The organism is Devosia sp., assembly GCF_014860165.1.
In the GTDB taxonomy this organism is placed as follows: domain Bacteria; phylum Pseudomonadota; class Alphaproteobacteria; order Rhizobiales; family Devosiaceae; genus Devosia.
On the sequence record NZ_JACZKG010000008.1, the window covers coordinates 76,279 to 91,930 of the forward strand.

At 64.8% G+C, this 15,652-nt stretch carries 13 protein-coding genes; 9 read left to right on the top strand and 4 right to left on the bottom strand.

Annotation, left to right across the window (positions count from 1 at the left end; all coding sequences use genetic code 11):
- Nucleotides 1–104 precede the first annotated feature (104 nt).
- The 9 genes from IH615_RS01535 (at nucleotide 105) to trxA (IH615_RS01575) (ending at nucleotide 11,307) form a co-directional block, all read left to right on the top strand.
- Nucleotides 105–479: a GntR family transcriptional regulator gene (locus IH615_RS01535; protein ID WP_291359252.1), complete on the top strand. Its 375-nt coding sequence runs from the start codon at nucleotides 105–107 to the stop codon at nucleotides 477–479.
- Nucleotides 472–1,386, top strand: coding sequence for an ABC transporter ATP-binding protein (locus IH615_RS01540; protein WP_291359254.1), 915 nt, complete (start codon nucleotides 472–474; stop codon nucleotides 1,384–1,386). Before IH615_RS01535 ends, IH615_RS01540 begins: the two co-directional genes overlap by 8 nt.
- Nucleotides 1,383–2,276, top strand: coding sequence for a hypothetical protein (locus tag IH615_RS01545; protein ID WP_291359257.1), 894 nt, complete (start codon nucleotides 1,383–1,385; stop codon nucleotides 2,274–2,276). The genes IH615_RS01540 and IH615_RS01545 overlap by 4 nt, the downstream gene beginning before the upstream one ends.
- Before the next feature lie 70 nt (nucleotides 2,277–2,346).
- Complete coding sequence (locus IH615_RS01550; protein WP_291359259.1) at nucleotides 2,347–2,928, top strand: NAD(P)H-dependent oxidoreductase; 582 nt, start codon at nucleotides 2,347–2,349, stop codon at nucleotides 2,926–2,928.
- Nucleotides 2,929–3,120: 192 nt separating this feature from the next.
- Complete coding sequence (locus IH615_RS01555; protein ID WP_291359261.1) at nucleotides 3,121–3,813, top strand: nucleotidyltransferase family protein; 693 nt, start codon at nucleotides 3,121–3,123, stop codon at nucleotides 3,811–3,813.
- Nucleotides 3,810–6,839 (top strand): double-strand break repair protein AddB, encoded by a 3,030-nt coding sequence (gene addB / locus IH615_RS01560; RefSeq protein WP_291359263.1) that lies wholly within the window; start codon nucleotides 3,810–3,812, stop codon nucleotides 6,837–6,839. The genes IH615_RS01555 and addB overlap by 4 nt, the downstream gene beginning before the upstream one ends.
- Complete coding sequence (gene addA, locus IH615_RS01565) at nucleotides 6,830–10,264, top strand: double-strand break repair helicase AddA (RefSeq protein ID WP_291359265.1); 3,435 nt, start codon at nucleotides 6,830–6,832, stop codon at nucleotides 10,262–10,264. The genes addB and addA overlap by 10 nt, the downstream gene beginning before the upstream one ends.
- Nucleotides 10,265–10,344: 80 nt before the next feature.
- Nucleotides 10,345–10,668, top strand: coding sequence for a thioredoxin (gene trxA, locus IH615_RS01570; protein ID WP_291359266.1), 324 nt, complete (start codon nucleotides 10,345–10,347; stop codon nucleotides 10,666–10,668).
- Nucleotides 10,669–10,983: 315 nt separating this feature from the next.
- The gene (gene trxA, locus IH615_RS01575; protein WP_291359268.1) at nucleotides 10,984–11,307 is read left to right on the top strand and encodes a thioredoxin; all 324 of its coding nucleotides are present in this window, start codon (nucleotides 10,984–10,986) and stop codon (nucleotides 11,305–11,307) included.
- Nucleotides 11,308–11,448: 141 nt separating this feature from the next.
- Here trxA (IH615_RS01575) and IH615_RS01580 read toward each other — a convergent pair whose 3' ends face one another.
- From IH615_RS01580 to IH615_RS01595, 4 genes are all read right to left on the bottom strand, one after another.
- Nucleotides 11,449–12,345 carry a hypothetical protein gene (locus IH615_RS01580; RefSeq protein ID WP_291359270.1) on the bottom strand — a complete coding sequence of 299 codons (897 nt, stop codon included), beginning with the start codon at nucleotides 12,343–12,345 and terminating at the stop codon, nucleotides 11,449–11,451.
- Nucleotides 12,346–12,656: 311 nt separating this feature from the next.
- Nucleotides 12,657–13,649: an ABC transporter substrate-binding protein gene (locus IH615_RS01585; RefSeq protein ID WP_291359271.1), complete on the bottom strand. Its 993-nt coding sequence runs from the start codon at nucleotides 13,647–13,649 to the stop codon at nucleotides 12,657–12,659.
- 27 nt (nucleotides 13,650–13,676) lie between these two features.
- Nucleotides 13,677–14,771: an ABC transporter permease gene (locus tag IH615_RS01590; RefSeq protein WP_291359272.1), complete on the bottom strand. Its 1,095-nt coding sequence runs from the start codon at nucleotides 14,769–14,771 to the stop codon at nucleotides 13,677–13,679.
- Complete coding sequence (locus IH615_RS01595; protein WP_366484664.1) at nucleotides 14,768–15,592, bottom strand: ABC transporter permease; 825 nt, start codon at nucleotides 15,590–15,592, stop codon at nucleotides 14,768–14,770. The genes IH615_RS01590 and IH615_RS01595 overlap by 4 nt, the downstream gene beginning before the upstream one ends.
- Nucleotides 15,593–15,652 lie beyond the last annotated feature (60 nt).

Sequence of the window (15,652 nt, forward strand, 5' to 3'; positions counted from 1 at the left end):
GTGCGCGGCATCGCCTCCGGCAAGTCGATTCTGACGCCCGCAGAACCCGCTTGACTCATTGTTTTAGTGTGCTACATATCTAGCACACTAGATAGGCATAACACATGGATGACTTTCACACCAGCCAGCCGATCTTCGTTCAGATCCGGCAGCGGCTTACCGAAATGATCCTGCGGGGGTCGGTCGGCGAGGGCGAGGCATTGCCTTCGGTCCGCCAGATTGCCGCGGACCTGTCGGTCAATCCGCTGACGGTCACCAAGGCCTTCGAGGCGCTGGTCGATGTCGGGGTGGTGGAAAAACGCAGAGGGCTAGGGATGTTCGTAAAAACCGGGGCGCGAGCTGAACTGCTCGCTCATGAGCGCGACAAGTTCATCAAGGAGGACTGGCCGCGCATTGCCGCCCAGATCAAGGCGCTCGATCTCGACCTCAAGACCCTTCTCGACACCATTACCGATCCCAAGGGGCCGTCCCATGAATGAGCTTTCCCTCGCCAGCCAGCCCGAGATCATCGAGCCGATCGTTTCCGCGCGTGGGTTGCGCAAGAAATTCGGGCGCAAAGAGATCCTGCACGGGCTCGATTTCGACATTCCGCCCGGCCGCATCTATGGCCTGATCGGCCATAATGGCGCCGGCAAGACCACCACGCTCAACGCCATGCTGGGCCTGACCAATTGCGAGGGCACGATCAGGGTGCTCGGCGAAGACCCGTTCGCCAAGCGGGCCAAGCTGATGGAGAACGTCGCCTTCATCTCCGATGTCGCCAGCCTGCCGCGCTTCCTGCGGGTGCGCGAACTCTTCGCGCTGCTCAGCAATATCCATCCCAACTTTTCGATCGACAAGGCGCGCAGCTTTCTCGAAGGCACCGACATCAAGCCGGAGATGAAGGTCAAGCATCTGAGCAAGGGCATGATCGCCCAGCTGCACCTGGCGGTGGTGATGGCGATCGACGCCAAGCTCCTGGTGCTGGACGAGCCGACGCTGGGCCTCGACATCACCTACCGCAAGCGCTTCTACCGGCGGCTGCTCGAAGACTACATGACCGAGGAGCGCACGCTACTGATCACCACCCATCAGGTGGACGAGATCGAGTTCATGCTCTCCGACATCATGTTCATCCGCGATGGCGAACTGATCCTGCACATGCAGATGGAGACGGTGAACGACAAGTTCACCCAGCTGGTGGTCAACGATGCCGAGGCGCAGGCCGCGGCCCGTGCCTACAATCCGGTCTATGAAGAAACCCGTTTCGGCCAGACCGTGATGATCTTCGATGGCGTGGACCGCAACCTGCTCGAGCCCTTCGGCCGGCTTTCGACACCAACGCTCAGCGACCTGTTCGTGGCGCTGATGCAGCGGCCGACTGCTAACCCGGAGAGCGCCCGATGAAGGCTTTTACCGCTCTCATCCACCGCGAGCTGATCGAGCATCGCGGGGCATTCCTGATCGGCCCGCTGCTGCTGGTGGTGGTGATGTTCGGCGCGACCATACTGGCTTTCACGGTCGGTCGCGTCGATGCCAAGTTCTCGGGCGCGCTGCTCACCGTAGCGCCGCTGCGCGTCTATGAGCTTGGCTTCCTCGGCTTTGGCGTGGCCTGGTCGCTTTACCTGATGGCCACGCTATTCTTCTACGCCGCCGACGGCTTTGCCGCCGACAAGCGCAACAATGCCATGCTGTTCTGGAAGTCCATGCCGGTGGGCGATTTCAAGGTGCTGCTCTCCAAGCTGGTGGCCGCCATCACTCTCCTGCCCGGCACGGTCTACGGGGTCGCCCTGCTGAGCGGCGTGCTGCTCTATGGCGTGGCTTTCGTCGCCATGCTGATCAATGGCACCGCTACCGTGGGTGCGCTGGGTGCCATCGTCATGGTCTATGGCCATGTGGCGCTGACCATCCTGATCACCATCGCGGTGGGCCTGGTCTGGTACCTGCCCTATCTGGCGCTGATCGGCGGGCTAGCTACAGCCATGGGCCGCTGGGCCATTCCGGTATCGCTGGTGCTGCCAGCCATTGCCGCGACGCTGGAATGGGTAACCCTGGGGGGCCTGCACCCCTTCACCACCCATACCTGGAACTATCTCAGCTATCGGGCCACCTTCCCGCTGATGGAGGACGGCTATATCGACAGCTGGTTTGTCGGCACTGAACCGTTCAATGCCCTGCTCTATGCCAGCGACCTGCTGGGCCGGGTGGACTGGGCCCAGGTGGGTATTGGCATCGTGTTCGCCCTGGCGGTGATGTATCTGGGCAGCGAGTATCGCCGGCGAAGCAACGACAATTGATTTTGGCTGACCTCCAAGCCACTGTGCCGCCGCACCCCAGGGTGCGGCGGTTTTTTCTTGCGGAGATTGCATGCAGGCCCTCGTCGTTCTCGCCCATCCCCTGTCAGACAGCCTCTGTGCACACCTGGCGCATGAAGCCATCGACGCCCTGCGCTCTCGCGGCGCCACAGTGGATGTGCTCAATCTCTACGCCGAGGACTTCCAGCCGGCGCTGACCGCGGCCGAGCGGCGCCTGCACTACAAGACGCCCGAGCCGGGTCCCGAGATCGTCGCCCTGCAGCAGCGGCTGGCGGCCGCCGATATGCTGGTGCTGGTCTTTCCCACCTGGTGGTTCTCCCTGCCCGCCATCCTCAAGGGCTGGTTCGATCGCGTCTGGGCGCCGAAATTTGCCTTCGAACAGGGCACTCCGATCAAACCGCTGCTGACGGGGCTCAAATCGTGCCTGGTGGTCACGACCCTGGGCTCGCCCTGGTGGATCGACGCTATCGTCATGCGTCAGCCGGTGAAACGGGTGCTCAAGACGGGACTGGTCTTCGCCTGTGCACCGCAGGCGCGGTTCGACATGCTGTCGTTCCACCAGGCCGAGACGGCTGATGGGCGGCAGGTCGAAGCGTTTGTGGGGCGAATGCGGAAGGCGATCGGGCGACTGTAGGCTCCTGACTTTTGGTCGGCGCCTTCCCTCCCACTTATGGGGAGGGTGGCCCCGCAAGGGGTCGGGTGGGGTTGCGGCCGCAGACTCGGTGCCTGTGACTCACCCCAACCCTTGATCCGCCCACAAGGGGGAGGGAGACGACTGGAGCCTTGCGCTCTAGACATCCCCGCCAACGCCCGGTCTTATCCGGCCATGAACGACGCCTCCCGATTCCCCGACGTGATGCTGCTGGCGGCCGGCCTTGGTACGCGGCTGCGGCCGATCACCGAGACCATGCCCAAGCCGCTGGTGCCGGTGGCGGGGGTGCCGCTGATCGAGCGGATCATGGGCAATGCGCGGGCCGAGGGCGCCAAGCGTTTCGTCGCCAATGCGCATTATCGCGCCGACCAGCTGCTGGCCCATTTCGGGGGCCTGCTCAAGGTCAGCCGCGAGGACGAACTGCTGGGCACCGGCGGCGGGGTGAAGCAGGCGCTGCCGATGCTGCATTCGGACCCGATCCTGGTGATGAATACCGATGCCTTCTGGCCTGATGGCAGCGATGCGCCGATCGGGCGGATGCTGGCCCGCTATGCCGGGGCAGATGACATCGTGCTGCTCTGCGTGCATCCCCGCAACGCTACCGGCTTTGCCCGCAGCCACGACTTCTGCCTGTCGCCGCAGGGCGAAGTGACCCGCGACTATGGCGCGCCGGTGATCTATGGCGGCGTGGCGCTGCTGGGCAAAAATCTCTTTGCGGGCACGCCGGATGGGGCCTTCCCGCTTACCGACCTGTTCGAGGCGGCGCTGGAGCGGGAGACGCTGCGCGGCGTGGTGCTCGATGCGCCCTGGTTCCATGTCGGCGACCCCGAGGCGCTGGCGGAAGCGGAGAGACAGCTTACGCCATGACGCTGTTTTCCATTGCCCCGCATGCCCGCTTTCTCGCTACCCTCGCCGACAGGGTGATGGATGGCACGCTGCTGGCGGGCTGGGACCGCACGCAGCCACTCTGGCTCAGCGATGTCACCATCGTGGTGCCGACGCGCCGCGCCAGGCTCGCGCTGGCCGATGCCTTTGCCCGCCATAGCGACAACAGGGGCCTGCTGCCCGATATCCGCACCTTTGGTGGCGAGGTGGAGGACGAGGAACCCTTCCTGCCGCCCTTTGACGTCACCCCGCCTTTGCCGGCCGCCAGTTCGCTGGAGCGGCGGCTGGTGCTGTCGCGGCTGGTGGCAGCCTGGGCCGACACATCCGAGGGCCGCCGCGCCTTTTCGACGCCGCCCACCGCAGCCGAAATCCTTTCCATGTCGGAATCGCTGGGCGAGCTGATCGATGACCTCTTAACCGAGGAACGAACGGCAGCCGATATCCGCGCCATCGTTTCGGACCTGGGTGGCGAGCTGGGTGCCTATTGGCAGCAGACGCTGACTTTCCTCAATATCGCGCTGGACTATTGGCCAGCGCATCTGGCCAGCGTAGGCCGCGCCGACAGCGCGGGTTTGCGCGGCCTGCGGCTCGACCGGCAGGCGCAGTCGCTGCCATGGCTGTTCGGGGAACGCCCCGTCATCGCTGCCGGGTCCACCGGATCGATCCCCGCCACCGCCCGCCTGCTCAAGGCCATCAACGCACTTCCGCGTGGGGCGGTGGTCCTGCCGGGGCTCGATACCACCATGAATGCGGACGACCAGGCAGCATTGCTCGCCAACGAGCATAACCCGCATGGGCATCCGCAATACCAGCTGGTCCGCCTGCTGGCTGAACTGGGCAGCCCGGCCAGCGCGGTCGAGGACCTGGCCCCCGGCACCGACCCGCGCACCGTCCTGGTCAACCGCGCCATGGCGCTGGCCAAGGACACGACCCGTTGGCCAGCCCAGAAGGCCCATGCCATGCCAATGGAGGACGCCCAGGCGACAGTGGGCGTATCCATCATTGCCGCCCGCAACGAGGACGAGGAGGCGCGCGCCGTTGCCCTGGCCGCGCGCGAGACCCTGGCGGCGGGGCACACCGTCGGCATCGTCACGCCCGACCGCAACCTGGCGCGCCGCATCGCCGCGGAACTGAGGCGCTTCGACATCGAGGTTGATGACGCCGCCGGCGCGCCGCTGTTCCAGTCGGCCGCAGGGCGGCTGCTGCGCCAGATTCTGGCGGTGGCCGAAAGCGGCTGCGGCGCAGTGGACCTGATCGCCCTGCTGCGCAATCGTGCCGCACTTTTCGGCCAGCAACGCCACGAGATTTCGCGGCTGGCCGACAATATCGAACTGGGCCTGCTGCGAGGGCAGCGTCCGGCGCCGGGCCTGCCGGGTCTGCGCACCCTGCTCGAAGCCAACATCGGCAAGATCACCAAGTACCCGGCCAAGCGCCTGGGCGATCGCCACCGCGACCCGATCGAGGCGCTGTTCGCCCGGATCGAGACGGCGCTTGCGCCGGTGCATGCGCTATTGGCGCTGCCCAAGATCTCGGCCAGCGTGCTGGTCCAGGCCCTGTGCCAGAGTTTCGATCTGGTCACCGAGGGGGCCGATATTCCCGGCCGCGCCGAATTGGCAGCCTGGGCGGAGCAAATGGCGGGGCAGGTCGATCATGGCCATCCGTTCGAGCCACGCGGGCTCGACCGCGTGCTGCAGGCGCTGATGCTGGGCGTCCAGGTGCGTACCCGCGAGGAGCGACGGCAGGATATCGCCATCTGGGGCCAACTTGAGGCCCGCCTGCAGAATCCGGACCTGCTGATCATGGCCGCCCTCAACGAGGACAAGTGGCCGCAGACCGCCGATCCGGGCCCCTGGCTCAGCCGCGGCATGCGGCTGGCGGCGGGGCTGGAGCCGCCCGAACGCCGGCAGGGCCAGGCCGCGCATGATTTTGTCCAGGGCATGGGCAACGGGCGCGTCATCATCGCCTATGCCAACCGGGTGGGCACCAGCCCGTCGCTGCCGTCGCGACTGCTGCAGCGGCTCGAGGCTTTTGCCGGCGCCGCACTGGCAGGCGACTGGCGGCGGCGCGGCGAGCATTGGCTGGAGCAGGCGCGGCGCCTCGATGCCGTGGACAGGGTGATGAGCGCGCCGCGACCAGCCCCCAACCCGCCCGCCGAGGTCCGTCCGCGCCAGCTCTCGGTCACCCAGATCGAGACCTTGATGCGCTCGCCTTACGATATCTATGCCAAGCGCGTGCTGAAGCTGAACCCGCTGGACGGACTGGGCATTTCGGCCGATGCCCGCGACCGCGGCAACGCGGTGCACGACATATTCTCTGACTTTGTTCTCGGCGGCCATGACGTCACCGACCCAGCCGCCTTCGACATCCTCACCGCCGTTGCCCGCGATAAATTCGCCGGCTTCGACGCCATCGCCGAGCGCCGCGACATCTGGGTCCGGCGCTTCGCCGTGGCGGCGCGGCAGTTCCTTGCCTTCGAGCGCGAGCGCGACGGGCGGGTCAAGCGTCGCCATGCCGAAATCGATGGCCGATGGGACTTGCCGGTTGGATTCACCCTGACGGGCAGGGCCGACCGGGTCGACGAGCTGACCGATGGCAAGCTCGAGATCATCGACTTCAAGACCGGCTCGGTTCCCACCTCCGGCGCCATGACGAAGTTCGAAGCGCCGCAAATGCTGCTCGAGGTGGCCATGGCCAAGGGGGGCGGGCTTGCGCCGGTGCCGCCGCTCGACACATCCGCCCTGCGCTACATCAAGATCGGGCTCGGACCCGATGCCTTCATCGACAAGGGGTTCGCGCTGGCCGAAGGCCATACGATCATGACCGCCGCCGACGAGATCGTGCGGCGCATGCAGCGCCATGTCGACCTGTTCCTGCTTAACCAAACGCCAATGGTACCCCGCATCCTGCCGGTCAAGCAGCAGCGCTTCCCCGGCGCCTATGACCATCTCATGCGCATGGCCGAATGGACCGCGGTCGAGGACGACGAGGAGATCATCCAATGGTGGTGAGCGAGCGCGGCCCCATGTCGGTGCCACCGGAGACGCGCCGCCACCAGGCGCTGGCCTCCCACCCCCACTGGTCCATCTGGGTGGAGGCCAATGCCGGCTCCGGCAAGACCTATGTGCTGACGCGCCGCGTGCTCCGCCTGCTGCTGAGCGGGGTCAGGCCGCAGGCTATCCTGTGCCTCACCTATACCAAGGCCGCCGCAGCCGAAATGCGCAGCCGCGTCGCCGCCAGGCTGGCCGAATGGGCCACGATAGACGAAGCAGCCCTCGTCAAGGAGTTGCGCGACATCGAGGGCAAGGACTTCGTGCCGGAAATGGTCACGCGGGCGCGCACCCTGTTTGCCCGGGCCCTCGAGACGCCGGGCGGCCTCAAAATTCTTACCATCCACGCCTTCTGCGAAAGCGTGCTGCACCGCTTCCCCATCGAGGCCGGCGTGCCGTTTGATTTTGCCGTGATCGAGGATGAAGAGCGCAAGCAGATGATCCTGGCAGCGCGCGAGGCGGTGCTGGCCGATGGCCTGCGCGGCGCCGGTCCTGCCGATGCGGTCGAGACCCTGTTCAACCTGCTGAGCGATTTCCAGATCTCCCAGGCGATCGAACTGGCGCTGATGGATGGCCGCAAGCTGCGCGCGGTGCTGGCCGACCCGGCCGCAGCCAAGGCCAACCTGCGTCAACTGGCCGATGTCGCCTTTCCGCGCCCCGGTGCAGAGATCGAAGCCGAGATTGTCGGTGGCCGCTTGCTGGACGGGGCAGATTTCCGCCGCCTGCTCTCGATTGCAAACGTCGCCCTGCTCAAGGACATGACCGGCGTCGATCCCGACCATCCGCATACGGAGGGCTGGAAGGGCATCTTCCTTACCAAGGACGATGAGCTGCAGAAAAACTTCCCCGCCAAGGCGGTCTGGGCGGCCGATCCGGTGCTGGCCCAACTGGCGGCCGATGAGGCCGGGCGCCTGGCGACACTGCTCACCGAATTGCGGAGCGCCCGGCTTATCGAGCGCAGCGAAGCCCTGCTCGACGCCGTTGCTGCCATTGCCCGTCGCTACGAAGCGCGCAAGCGGGCCCGATCACTCATGGATTTCGACGACCTGGTCGAGCGGCTGGGCAACCTGTTTGCCGATCGGGAAGTCGGCGCCTGGGTCCAGTACAAGCTCGATACCGCCATCGACCACGTGCTGGTCGACGAGAGCCAGGATACCAATCCCGAGCAGTGGCGGGTGGTTCGCGCCATTGCCGAGGAGTTCTTCGCGGGCGCGGCCGGTGACGGCCGGCGCCGCTCGCTGTTCGCTGTGGGCGACCAGAAGCAGTCGATCTATTCATTCCAGGGCGCCGAACCGACGTTGTTCGCCGAAACCGGCGCCGATTTCAGCGTCCGGGCTAGGCAGAGCGCCATACCGTTCGAAAAGCTGCCGCTGCATACCAGCTTCCGCACGCTGCCCGAGATTCTCAAGGCCGTCGATCTGGTGAGCGACCAGGGCGATATCCAGGCGGCACTGCTATCGATGGAAAAGGTGCATCACGATACCGCCCGCCAGGCCACCGGCGGGTCGGTGACGCTCTGGCCGCCCATCCAGCAAATAGCCAGTGCGAGTGACGAAGCTGATTGGCCGATCCAGGCCCAGGGCGGCGAGCGCACGGCGCCCCGGCAGGTCGCCGAGCGCATAGCCGGCGAAATTGCCGGCTGGATTGCGCGCAAGCGGCCGCTGGCCAATCGCGGCGTGCCGGTCAGGCCGCAGGACGTGCTGATCCTGGTGCAGTCGCGCGGCGCGCTGTTCCAGGAAATCATCCGGGCGCTGCGCAAGCACAACCTGCCGACACCCGGGGCCGACCGGCTTGAGGTCAGCACCCATATTGCCGTGCTCGACCTGCTGGCGCTGTGCGACGTGCTGCTCAATCCCGCAGACGACCTGCAGCTTGCCGCATTGCTGCGCTCCCCCCTGTTCGACGTCACCGAGGATGACCTCTATGCGCTGGCGCAGCCGCGCGACGAGCACACAACGCTGTGGCGGTCCCTGCAGGTCTGCACCGTGCCGACCTGCCTGGCGGCCTACCGGCAGCTCGCGCGCTGGCGCAGCGAGCTCGATTTCGAGCGGCCGTTCGAATTTCTCACCGAGGTCCTCTATGCCGGTGGGGGTCTGCGCCGCTTCCATGCCCGGCTGGGCGACGAAGTCGACGAGGTGTTTGCCGAGTTGCTGGACCTGGCGCTCAAGCATGAGCAGGGGCCGCAGCCCTCGCTGCAGGGCTTTGTTGCCGAACTGCGGCAAACCGAAATTTCCATCAAGCGCAATCTCGACGAAACCAGCGGCGGCGTGCGCGTCATGACCGTGCATGGGGCAAAAGGGCTCGAGGCGCCCGTTGTCATCCTGGCCGACGCCGCCAGCAAGCCGCAGGGCAACCAGGTCAACCGGCCGGTCTATGTGCTCGACAGGGCGCCCGGACCGCTGCTCATGCATGCATCGGGCAGCCGGCAGCACGCCGAGGGCAGCAAGGCGGCGCGCGACGCGATCGAGGCCAATCTCGGCAAGGAATACTGGCGCAAGCTCTATGTCGCCATGACCCGGGCAGAAGACGAACTTTACGTCACGGGCGCGCTGACCCCCGGCTCGAAGGTGGATCGCCAGCTGGAGAACACCTGGTATCAGGCCATCGACCGCGCCCTGCGGGACGCGAGCGAAAGCCAGCTGGACGCGGAAGGCCGCGAGCTTGCCCTGGTCTATCCGCGCGAGCGGGTGCCGCCGCAGCCGGTCAAAAGCCTTGGCCCCCCGGTGCGGCCGGCCGATCCGCCCATCCGTCCCGCTGCGGTGCCGCCGCCTCCGGCCATTCCGATCGTGACGCCATCGTCGGCCCGCGCCCATGTGGCGCCGGCGCTGGCGCTCGACAGCCTGGCCGAACAGGTGCGCGACGCCGATGCGGCGCGCAAGGAAGGCATCGCGCTCCACGCTTTGCTGCAGCATCTGGGCCGGGTTGCGCCCGCCCTTTGGCCCGAGGTCGTGCCCAAGGCGCTGCTGGTGCTGTTGCCCGATGCGCCAGCCAGCCATGCCGCGCTCGGCGCCAAGGCCATCTCCATCCTGACCCGTCCCGAGCTGGCGGCCCTGTTCGGGCCCGGCAGCCGCGCCGAAGTGCCGTTCCTGGTCGATGCCGTCAGGGATGGCGAAGATATCCGTCTCGCGGGCCGGATCGATCGCCTTGTCATTGACGAGTCGGGGGTAATGGTGGTCGACTACAAGTCCGACGCATCGGTGCCCGGGGGGCCGGGCGATGTGCCGGGGAACTATCTTACCCAGCTCGGATTATATGCGTTGGTTGCAGGTCAGCTTTTCCCCGGACGAACCGTGCGAGCGGGAATATTGTGGACACGACTGGAATCATTGATGTTTCTGCCCTCGGACAAGCTGGCGGCAGGGGCAAGGGGCTTCACCATGCGGTGAGTGGACTTGCCCCTAGGCTGGACTCTCCCCAGCTTTAGGCGCACAGAGACCGCCGCTTTAACCCAGAAGGCAAATAACCCATGACTACTCACGTTTCCGACGCCAATTTTGGCGAGGAAGTCCTTAACTCCAAAGAGCCCGTCCTCGTGGATTTCTGGGCAGAGTGGTGCGGGCCATGCCGCGCGATCGCACCACTGCTCGATGAGCTTTCGACTGAACTGGCCGGCAGGGTCAAGATCGTCAAGCTCAATGTCGACGACAATCCGGGCACGGCCAGCAAGTATGGCGTGCGCTCGATTCCGACGATGATCCTGTTCAAGGGCGGCGAAGCCGCTGACATGAAGATCGGTGCCGGCACTCCCAAGGCGGGCCTCACCAAGTGGCTCGAAGGCCACGCCGCCTGAGATCGGGCGACGAATTTATGAAGACACCGCTGGAGCGATCCGGCGGTGTTTTTGTTTGTGGGCTTCCGCGCCTGCCAGCGCTCGATAGCTCCACTTCGTCATCACCCGGCTTGTCCGGGTGATCCATGCTCCGGCATAGGCGGAGGGATGGATTGCCCGGACAAGCCGGGCAATGACGGTGGAGTAGGAGCTTCGATCAAAAGCAGTGGGTGGAGAAGGACATTCTCTCTTCATCCACCCACCACATATTGTATGCCTTCCCAAGATGGCCGACTCTCTCTAGCCTTCATCGTCCACTGCCGATGGAGATGAGTGATGGCCCTGCATGTGACTGACGCCAATTTCGCAACCGAAGTGCTGGCGTCGGACCGCCCGGTGCTGGTGGATTTCTGGGCCGAATGGTGCCCGCCCTGCAAGGCCATGGAGCCCGCTATCGACGAGCTGGCCGAGACGCTCGCCGACAGCGTCAAGATCGTCAAGCTCGACGTCGATTCCAATCCGGGCATCACCGTGCAGTACAATGTGCGGGCGATGCCGACGCTGATGGTGTTCAGGAATGGCGAGCCGGTCGATCTCAAGGTGGGCGCTGGCCAGTCGCGCGTGCAGCTCATCAAGTGGCTGGAGACGCACACAGCCTGAGCGCGTGAAAAAGGCGGGGATTGCTCCCCGCCTTGGCTCTTCCTAGCGCAGGAAGAGAACGATGATGATGATCAGCCAGATCGGCACGCCGAGAAGCCAAAGTCCAAGACCGCGTAGCATGGTTGTTTCCTTTCTGACGATTTAGAAGCGCTTGAAAACGCCGGCGAAGACCGTGTTTTCGTCGCGATGGTTGCCGCCCTTCTGGGCCGCCCAATAGGCGCCGATGGCCGAGACCAGCAGCGATGCGGCGAGCAGGAAGGCGCCGATAATGGCGGTGTTGCGGGCAATACGGGCCGCTTCGAGGGCTTCCTGGCGGGCAGCTTCCACATTGGCGATAGTCTGATCGACGCGGGCCTGGGCCTCTTCCGGAGTCAGGCCGGTATTGGCGGCGACGACACTGGCGAGGTAGGTGCGGTCTTCCTCGGCCACGGTGCCATCACCCAGAGCTGCCTGGGCAAAGATGCGGCCGGCTTCGCCACGCGCCACTTCGCTGTCCGCAGCCGGCTGGGCCGAGCGGAACATGGTGTCGACGAAGTAGGCGTTGGGATCAACCGCATCGGCGGCGCCTTCGGCAACGTTGGATGCAGCGGTCGTGGCCGTTGCTGCGGCAGAGCCGACTGCATTGGCTGCGGCACCGATACCGCCGACGGCGATCATGGTGCCCAGGATTGCCGCACCGGCCCAGACCAGCAGGCCATGGGCACCGTCGCGCAGATCGCTTTCGTCTTCATTGGCGTCAAAATAGCGGCGACGCAGACGGCCGGTGAGATAGCCACCGGCCATGAAGCTCGAAATCTGCACCCAGAGAAACCAGGTCGCGGCCGCAATACCGACGAAGATGGGATTGGGACCATCGCCATAACCGAAATCGAGGAAGTTGAGGCCGACAGCCGAGCCGAAGCTGATCAGCACAAGGCTGATGGCCGAAGCCAGAATAATCCCAGCAATAATCGCGGGCCAATCGACATAGGATGACTGATCCCTGTTACCGGCGACTGAATTGGTGACGACAACGCCCGCGGGCGCATCAATGGTCATGGGAGTCTCTCCTGATTTTGTTGTTGTTGATCTTGCCAGGATAGGGTCAGGCAAGACCGATGAACGACAGGATGGCCATGACGATGACGATGAGGCCGACGATATAGATGATGGAGTTCATGGGATGATGCCTTCTTCTTGATTGACGCAGTGCGCTTTCAACCGTCCGACAGCATGAATCGTTCCGAAGTTGCATCAATTATGTGCACATTTGGGCGAGCGCTTTGGCGCAAAGGAAAAGGCGGGGATCTCTCCCCGCCTTCCAGGCATCCAGTTCCCTCAAGGGAGCTTATCTTGCGGTCATGTTCGGCCTAGAGGCCGTCGGTGACGACGGTGGTGAAGGCGCCTTCCGGAGCCTTGGTGATTGCCGGATTGTCGGGCGACACAGCGGAAAGCAGCGTATCGACGGTCTGCTGGTAATCGGCCGGATCGAGGGCGCCGGTCGAGCCTTCGGTCAGCTTGTTGACCTCGGTCATCTGGTAGAGCTGGTCTTCGAGCGTCATGGCGCCGGTCGAGTCATTGTCGAGCACGATCTGGGCGGCTTCCTCGGCATTGTCGCGGGCATAGGCCCAGCCCTTCATCGAGGCGCGGACGAACTTGGTCATCTTCTCGACAAAGGCCGGATCGGCCAGGTTTTCCTCGAGCACATAGAGGCCGTCCTCGAGCATGCCGACGCCTTCGTCGCGGTAGTTGAACACCGTCAGCTCTTCGGGCGTGATGCCGGCCTTCAGCACCTGGCCATATTCGTTATAGGTCATGGTGGAGATGCAGGCGGCCTGCTTCTGGATCAGCGGATCGACGTTGAAGGCCTGCTTGAGCACTTCGACGCCCTCGGCACCGCCTTCGGTGGACAGGCCGAGCTTGGCCATCCAGGCGTAGAACGGATATTCATTGCCGAAGAACCAGACGCCCAGCGTCTTGCCCGGGAAATCGGCAGTGGTCTCAACGCCGGCTTCCTTGAGGCAAGTCAGGAGAAGGCCCGAGGACTTGAAGGGCTGGGCGATATTGACCAGCGGCACACCGCGCTCGCGGGCGGCAAGGCCCGCGGCCATCCAGGTGGTGATGACATCGGCGCCGCCGCCGGCAATTACCTGCTCGGGTGCAATGTCAGGGCCGCCCGGCTTGATTTCGACCGTAAGGCCTTCTTCCTCATAAAAGCCCTTGGCCTGGGCGACGTAATAGCCGGCGAACTGGGCCTGGGTGACCCACTTGAGCTGGAGAGTGACGGTATCCTGGGCCCAAGCACCACCCACTGCCGCCATCGTCATTGCGCCTGCAAGGGCGCCGATTAGAAGTTTCTTCATTGCCGTTTTCCCTGAGTTCGGCATCGTCTATGCACCACGCACAGACGGATGCCAGAAGGTGACGCCCCTTTCGATGAGGACGATCACCCCGTAAAAGACCGAGCCCGCGACAGCCGCCACCGCGATCTCGGCCCATACCATGTCGACATTCATCCGGCCGACTTCGGTAGAAATCCGGAAACCCATTCCCACAATGGGCGTCCCGAAGAATTCCGCTACGATTGCGCCGATCAAGGCCAGAGTCGAGTTGATCTTGAGGGCGTTGAATATGAAGGGGCCCGCAGCGGGAAGCCGTAACTTCATAAGGGTTTGCCAATAGCCGGCGGCATAGGTGCGCATCAGGTCGCGCTCGATGGCGGAGGATGCATTGAGGCCGGCCACGGTATTCACCAGCATGGGGAAGAAGGTCATGATGACCACGACCGCCGCCTTGGATGGCCAGTCGAAGCCGAACCACATGACCATGATGGGCGCGACCCCCACAATAGGCAAAGCCGAGACGAAATTGCCCAGCGGCAGGAGCCCCGATTTGAGGAAGGGCGAGCGATCGATGAGGATGGCCACGACAAAGCCGAGCCCGCAGCCGAGCGCGTAGCCGATCAGCACGGCCTTGAGGAAGGTCTGCTGGAAATCGGCGAGCAGGGTGGGGACCGAGGCGGCGATACGCGCGCCGATCATCGAGGGCGGCGGCAGGATGACCTGCGGCACGTTGCCGGCGCGGGTGATGACCTCCCAGGCGACCAGAATGGTGAGGCCGAAGGCCACCGGGATGATGAGGCCGAGGCCGGCACTGTCCGCCAGGCCCGGCGCCAGCGCCGTGCTGAGCCGTTCGACGAACAGCCAGGCAAACAGCCAGGCGGCGACCAGCGCCATCCAGAAGAAGGGCGGCGTCGGTGCGATGACGCCAATGCTCAGCAGTACCGCAACGGCGCCGAGCACCGCGATAATGCCGTCGGCCCAAAGGCCGAATGGCCGATAGAAGCGGATGAGCGACAGGAAGCCCAGCGCCAGAAAGGCCTTGAGCAGCAGGGCGGTCTCCAGCGGGGTGACGACGCTCAAGGCCAGTGCGGCGGCCGAGAGACCACCGGCGACAAGGGCAAGGAAGAATTGCAGCTGGCTCATGCCGGACGCGCCCCCATGGAGCGATTGACGAGGCGTTCGACCACGCCGACGGCGATGACCAGCAAAGCCGCAAGGATCGAAGCGGCGAAGAGCGCCGCCCAGATCTGCACGGTCTGGCTGTAGTAGGATCCGGCCAGCAGCCGCGCGCCGAGGCCGGCGACCGCCCCGGTCGGCAATTCGCCGACGATGGCGCCGACGAGACTCGCCGCCACGCCGACCTTGAGCGAGGCGAAGAGGAAGGGCATGGCCGCGGGCCAGCGCAGTTTCCAGAAGGTCTGGCTCGGCGAGGCATTGTAGGTGTGCATCAGGTCTAGCTGGATGGCCTCGGGCGAACGCAGGCCCTTGACCATGCCGACCGCGACGGGGAAGAAGCTGAGATAGGCCGAGATGATCGCCTTGCTCATAAGCCGCGCCGGATCGGTCGGGATGCCAAAAGTGCCCGTGAAGATATTGAAGCCGATGACCACGATCAGCGGCGCCAGCGCCAGGATGGGGATGGTCTGGCTGGCCACGATCCACGGCATCAGCGAGCGGTTTATCGCCTCGTTATGGACGATCAGCACAGCCAGCCCGATGCCGAGCACCGAACCCATGAGGAAGCCCAGCGCCGTGGCCGAGAAGGTGACCCAGGCGTGGAAGACGAGGCTGCGCGGCTTGTTGGGTGCGACCAGAACGGTGGCGTTCCACAATTCGCCGAACACCTGGTGGGCGGTGGGTAGAACGGGCTTTTCCTGGTTCCACGTATCGAGGACGAATTGGGTGGCGGAGACATTGGCAATGTCGCCGCGGCGATAGACGTCGTTCTGCCACTGGGCATTCATGCCGATGGCAGCGGCGTACCAGATGGCGACGATGGCCAGCAGGACGATTGCTATGGGCAG

Bases quoted from the DNA above. Each gene is read 5' to 3' on its own strand.
- IH615_RS01535 (WP_291359252.1), top strand. From the start codon at position 105: ATGGATGACTTTCACACCAGCCAGCCGATCTTCGTTCAGATCCGGCAG.
- addB (WP_291359263.1), top strand. From the start codon at position 3,810: ATGACGCTGTTTTCCATTGCCCCGCATGCCCGCTTTCTCGCTACCCTC.
- IH615_RS01590 (WP_291359272.1), bottom strand. From the start codon at position 14,771: ATGAGCCAGCTGCAATTCTTCCTTGCCCTTGTCGCCGGTGGTCTCTCG.
- IH615_RS01545 (WP_291359257.1), top strand. From the start codon at position 1,383: ATGAAGGCTTTTACCGCTCTCATCCACCGCGAGCTGATCGAGCATCGC.
- IH615_RS01540 (WP_291359254.1), top strand. From the start codon at position 472: ATGAATGAGCTTTCCCTCGCCAGCCAGCCCGAGATCATCGAGCCGATC.
- IH615_RS01585 (WP_291359271.1), bottom strand. From the start codon at position 13,649: ATGAAGAAACTTCTAATCGGCGCCCTTGCAGGCGCAATGACGATGGCG.
- IH615_RS01580 (WP_291359270.1), bottom strand. From the start codon at position 12,345: ATGACCATTGATGCGCCCGCGGGCGTTGTCGTCACCAATTCAGTCGCC.
- IH615_RS01595 (WP_366484664.1), bottom strand. From the start codon at position 15,592: ATGAATGCCCAGTGGCAGAACGACGTCTATCGCCGCGGCGACATTGCC.
- IH615_RS01550 (WP_291359259.1), top strand. From the start codon at position 2,347: ATGCAGGCCCTCGTCGTTCTCGCCCATCCCCTGTCAGACAGCCTCTGT.
- addA (WP_291359265.1), top strand. From the start codon at position 6,830: ATGGTGGTGAGCGAGCGCGGCCCCATGTCGGTGCCACCGGAGACGCGC.
- trxA (WP_291359268.1), top strand. From the start codon at position 10,984: ATGGCCCTGCATGTGACTGACGCCAATTTCGCAACCGAAGTGCTGGCG.
- IH615_RS01555 (WP_291359261.1), top strand. From the start codon at position 3,121: ATGAACGACGCCTCCCGATTCCCCGACGTGATGCTGCTGGCGGCCGGC.
- trxA (WP_291359266.1), top strand. From the start codon at position 10,345: ATGACTACTCACGTTTCCGACGCCAATTTTGGCGAGGAAGTCCTTAAC.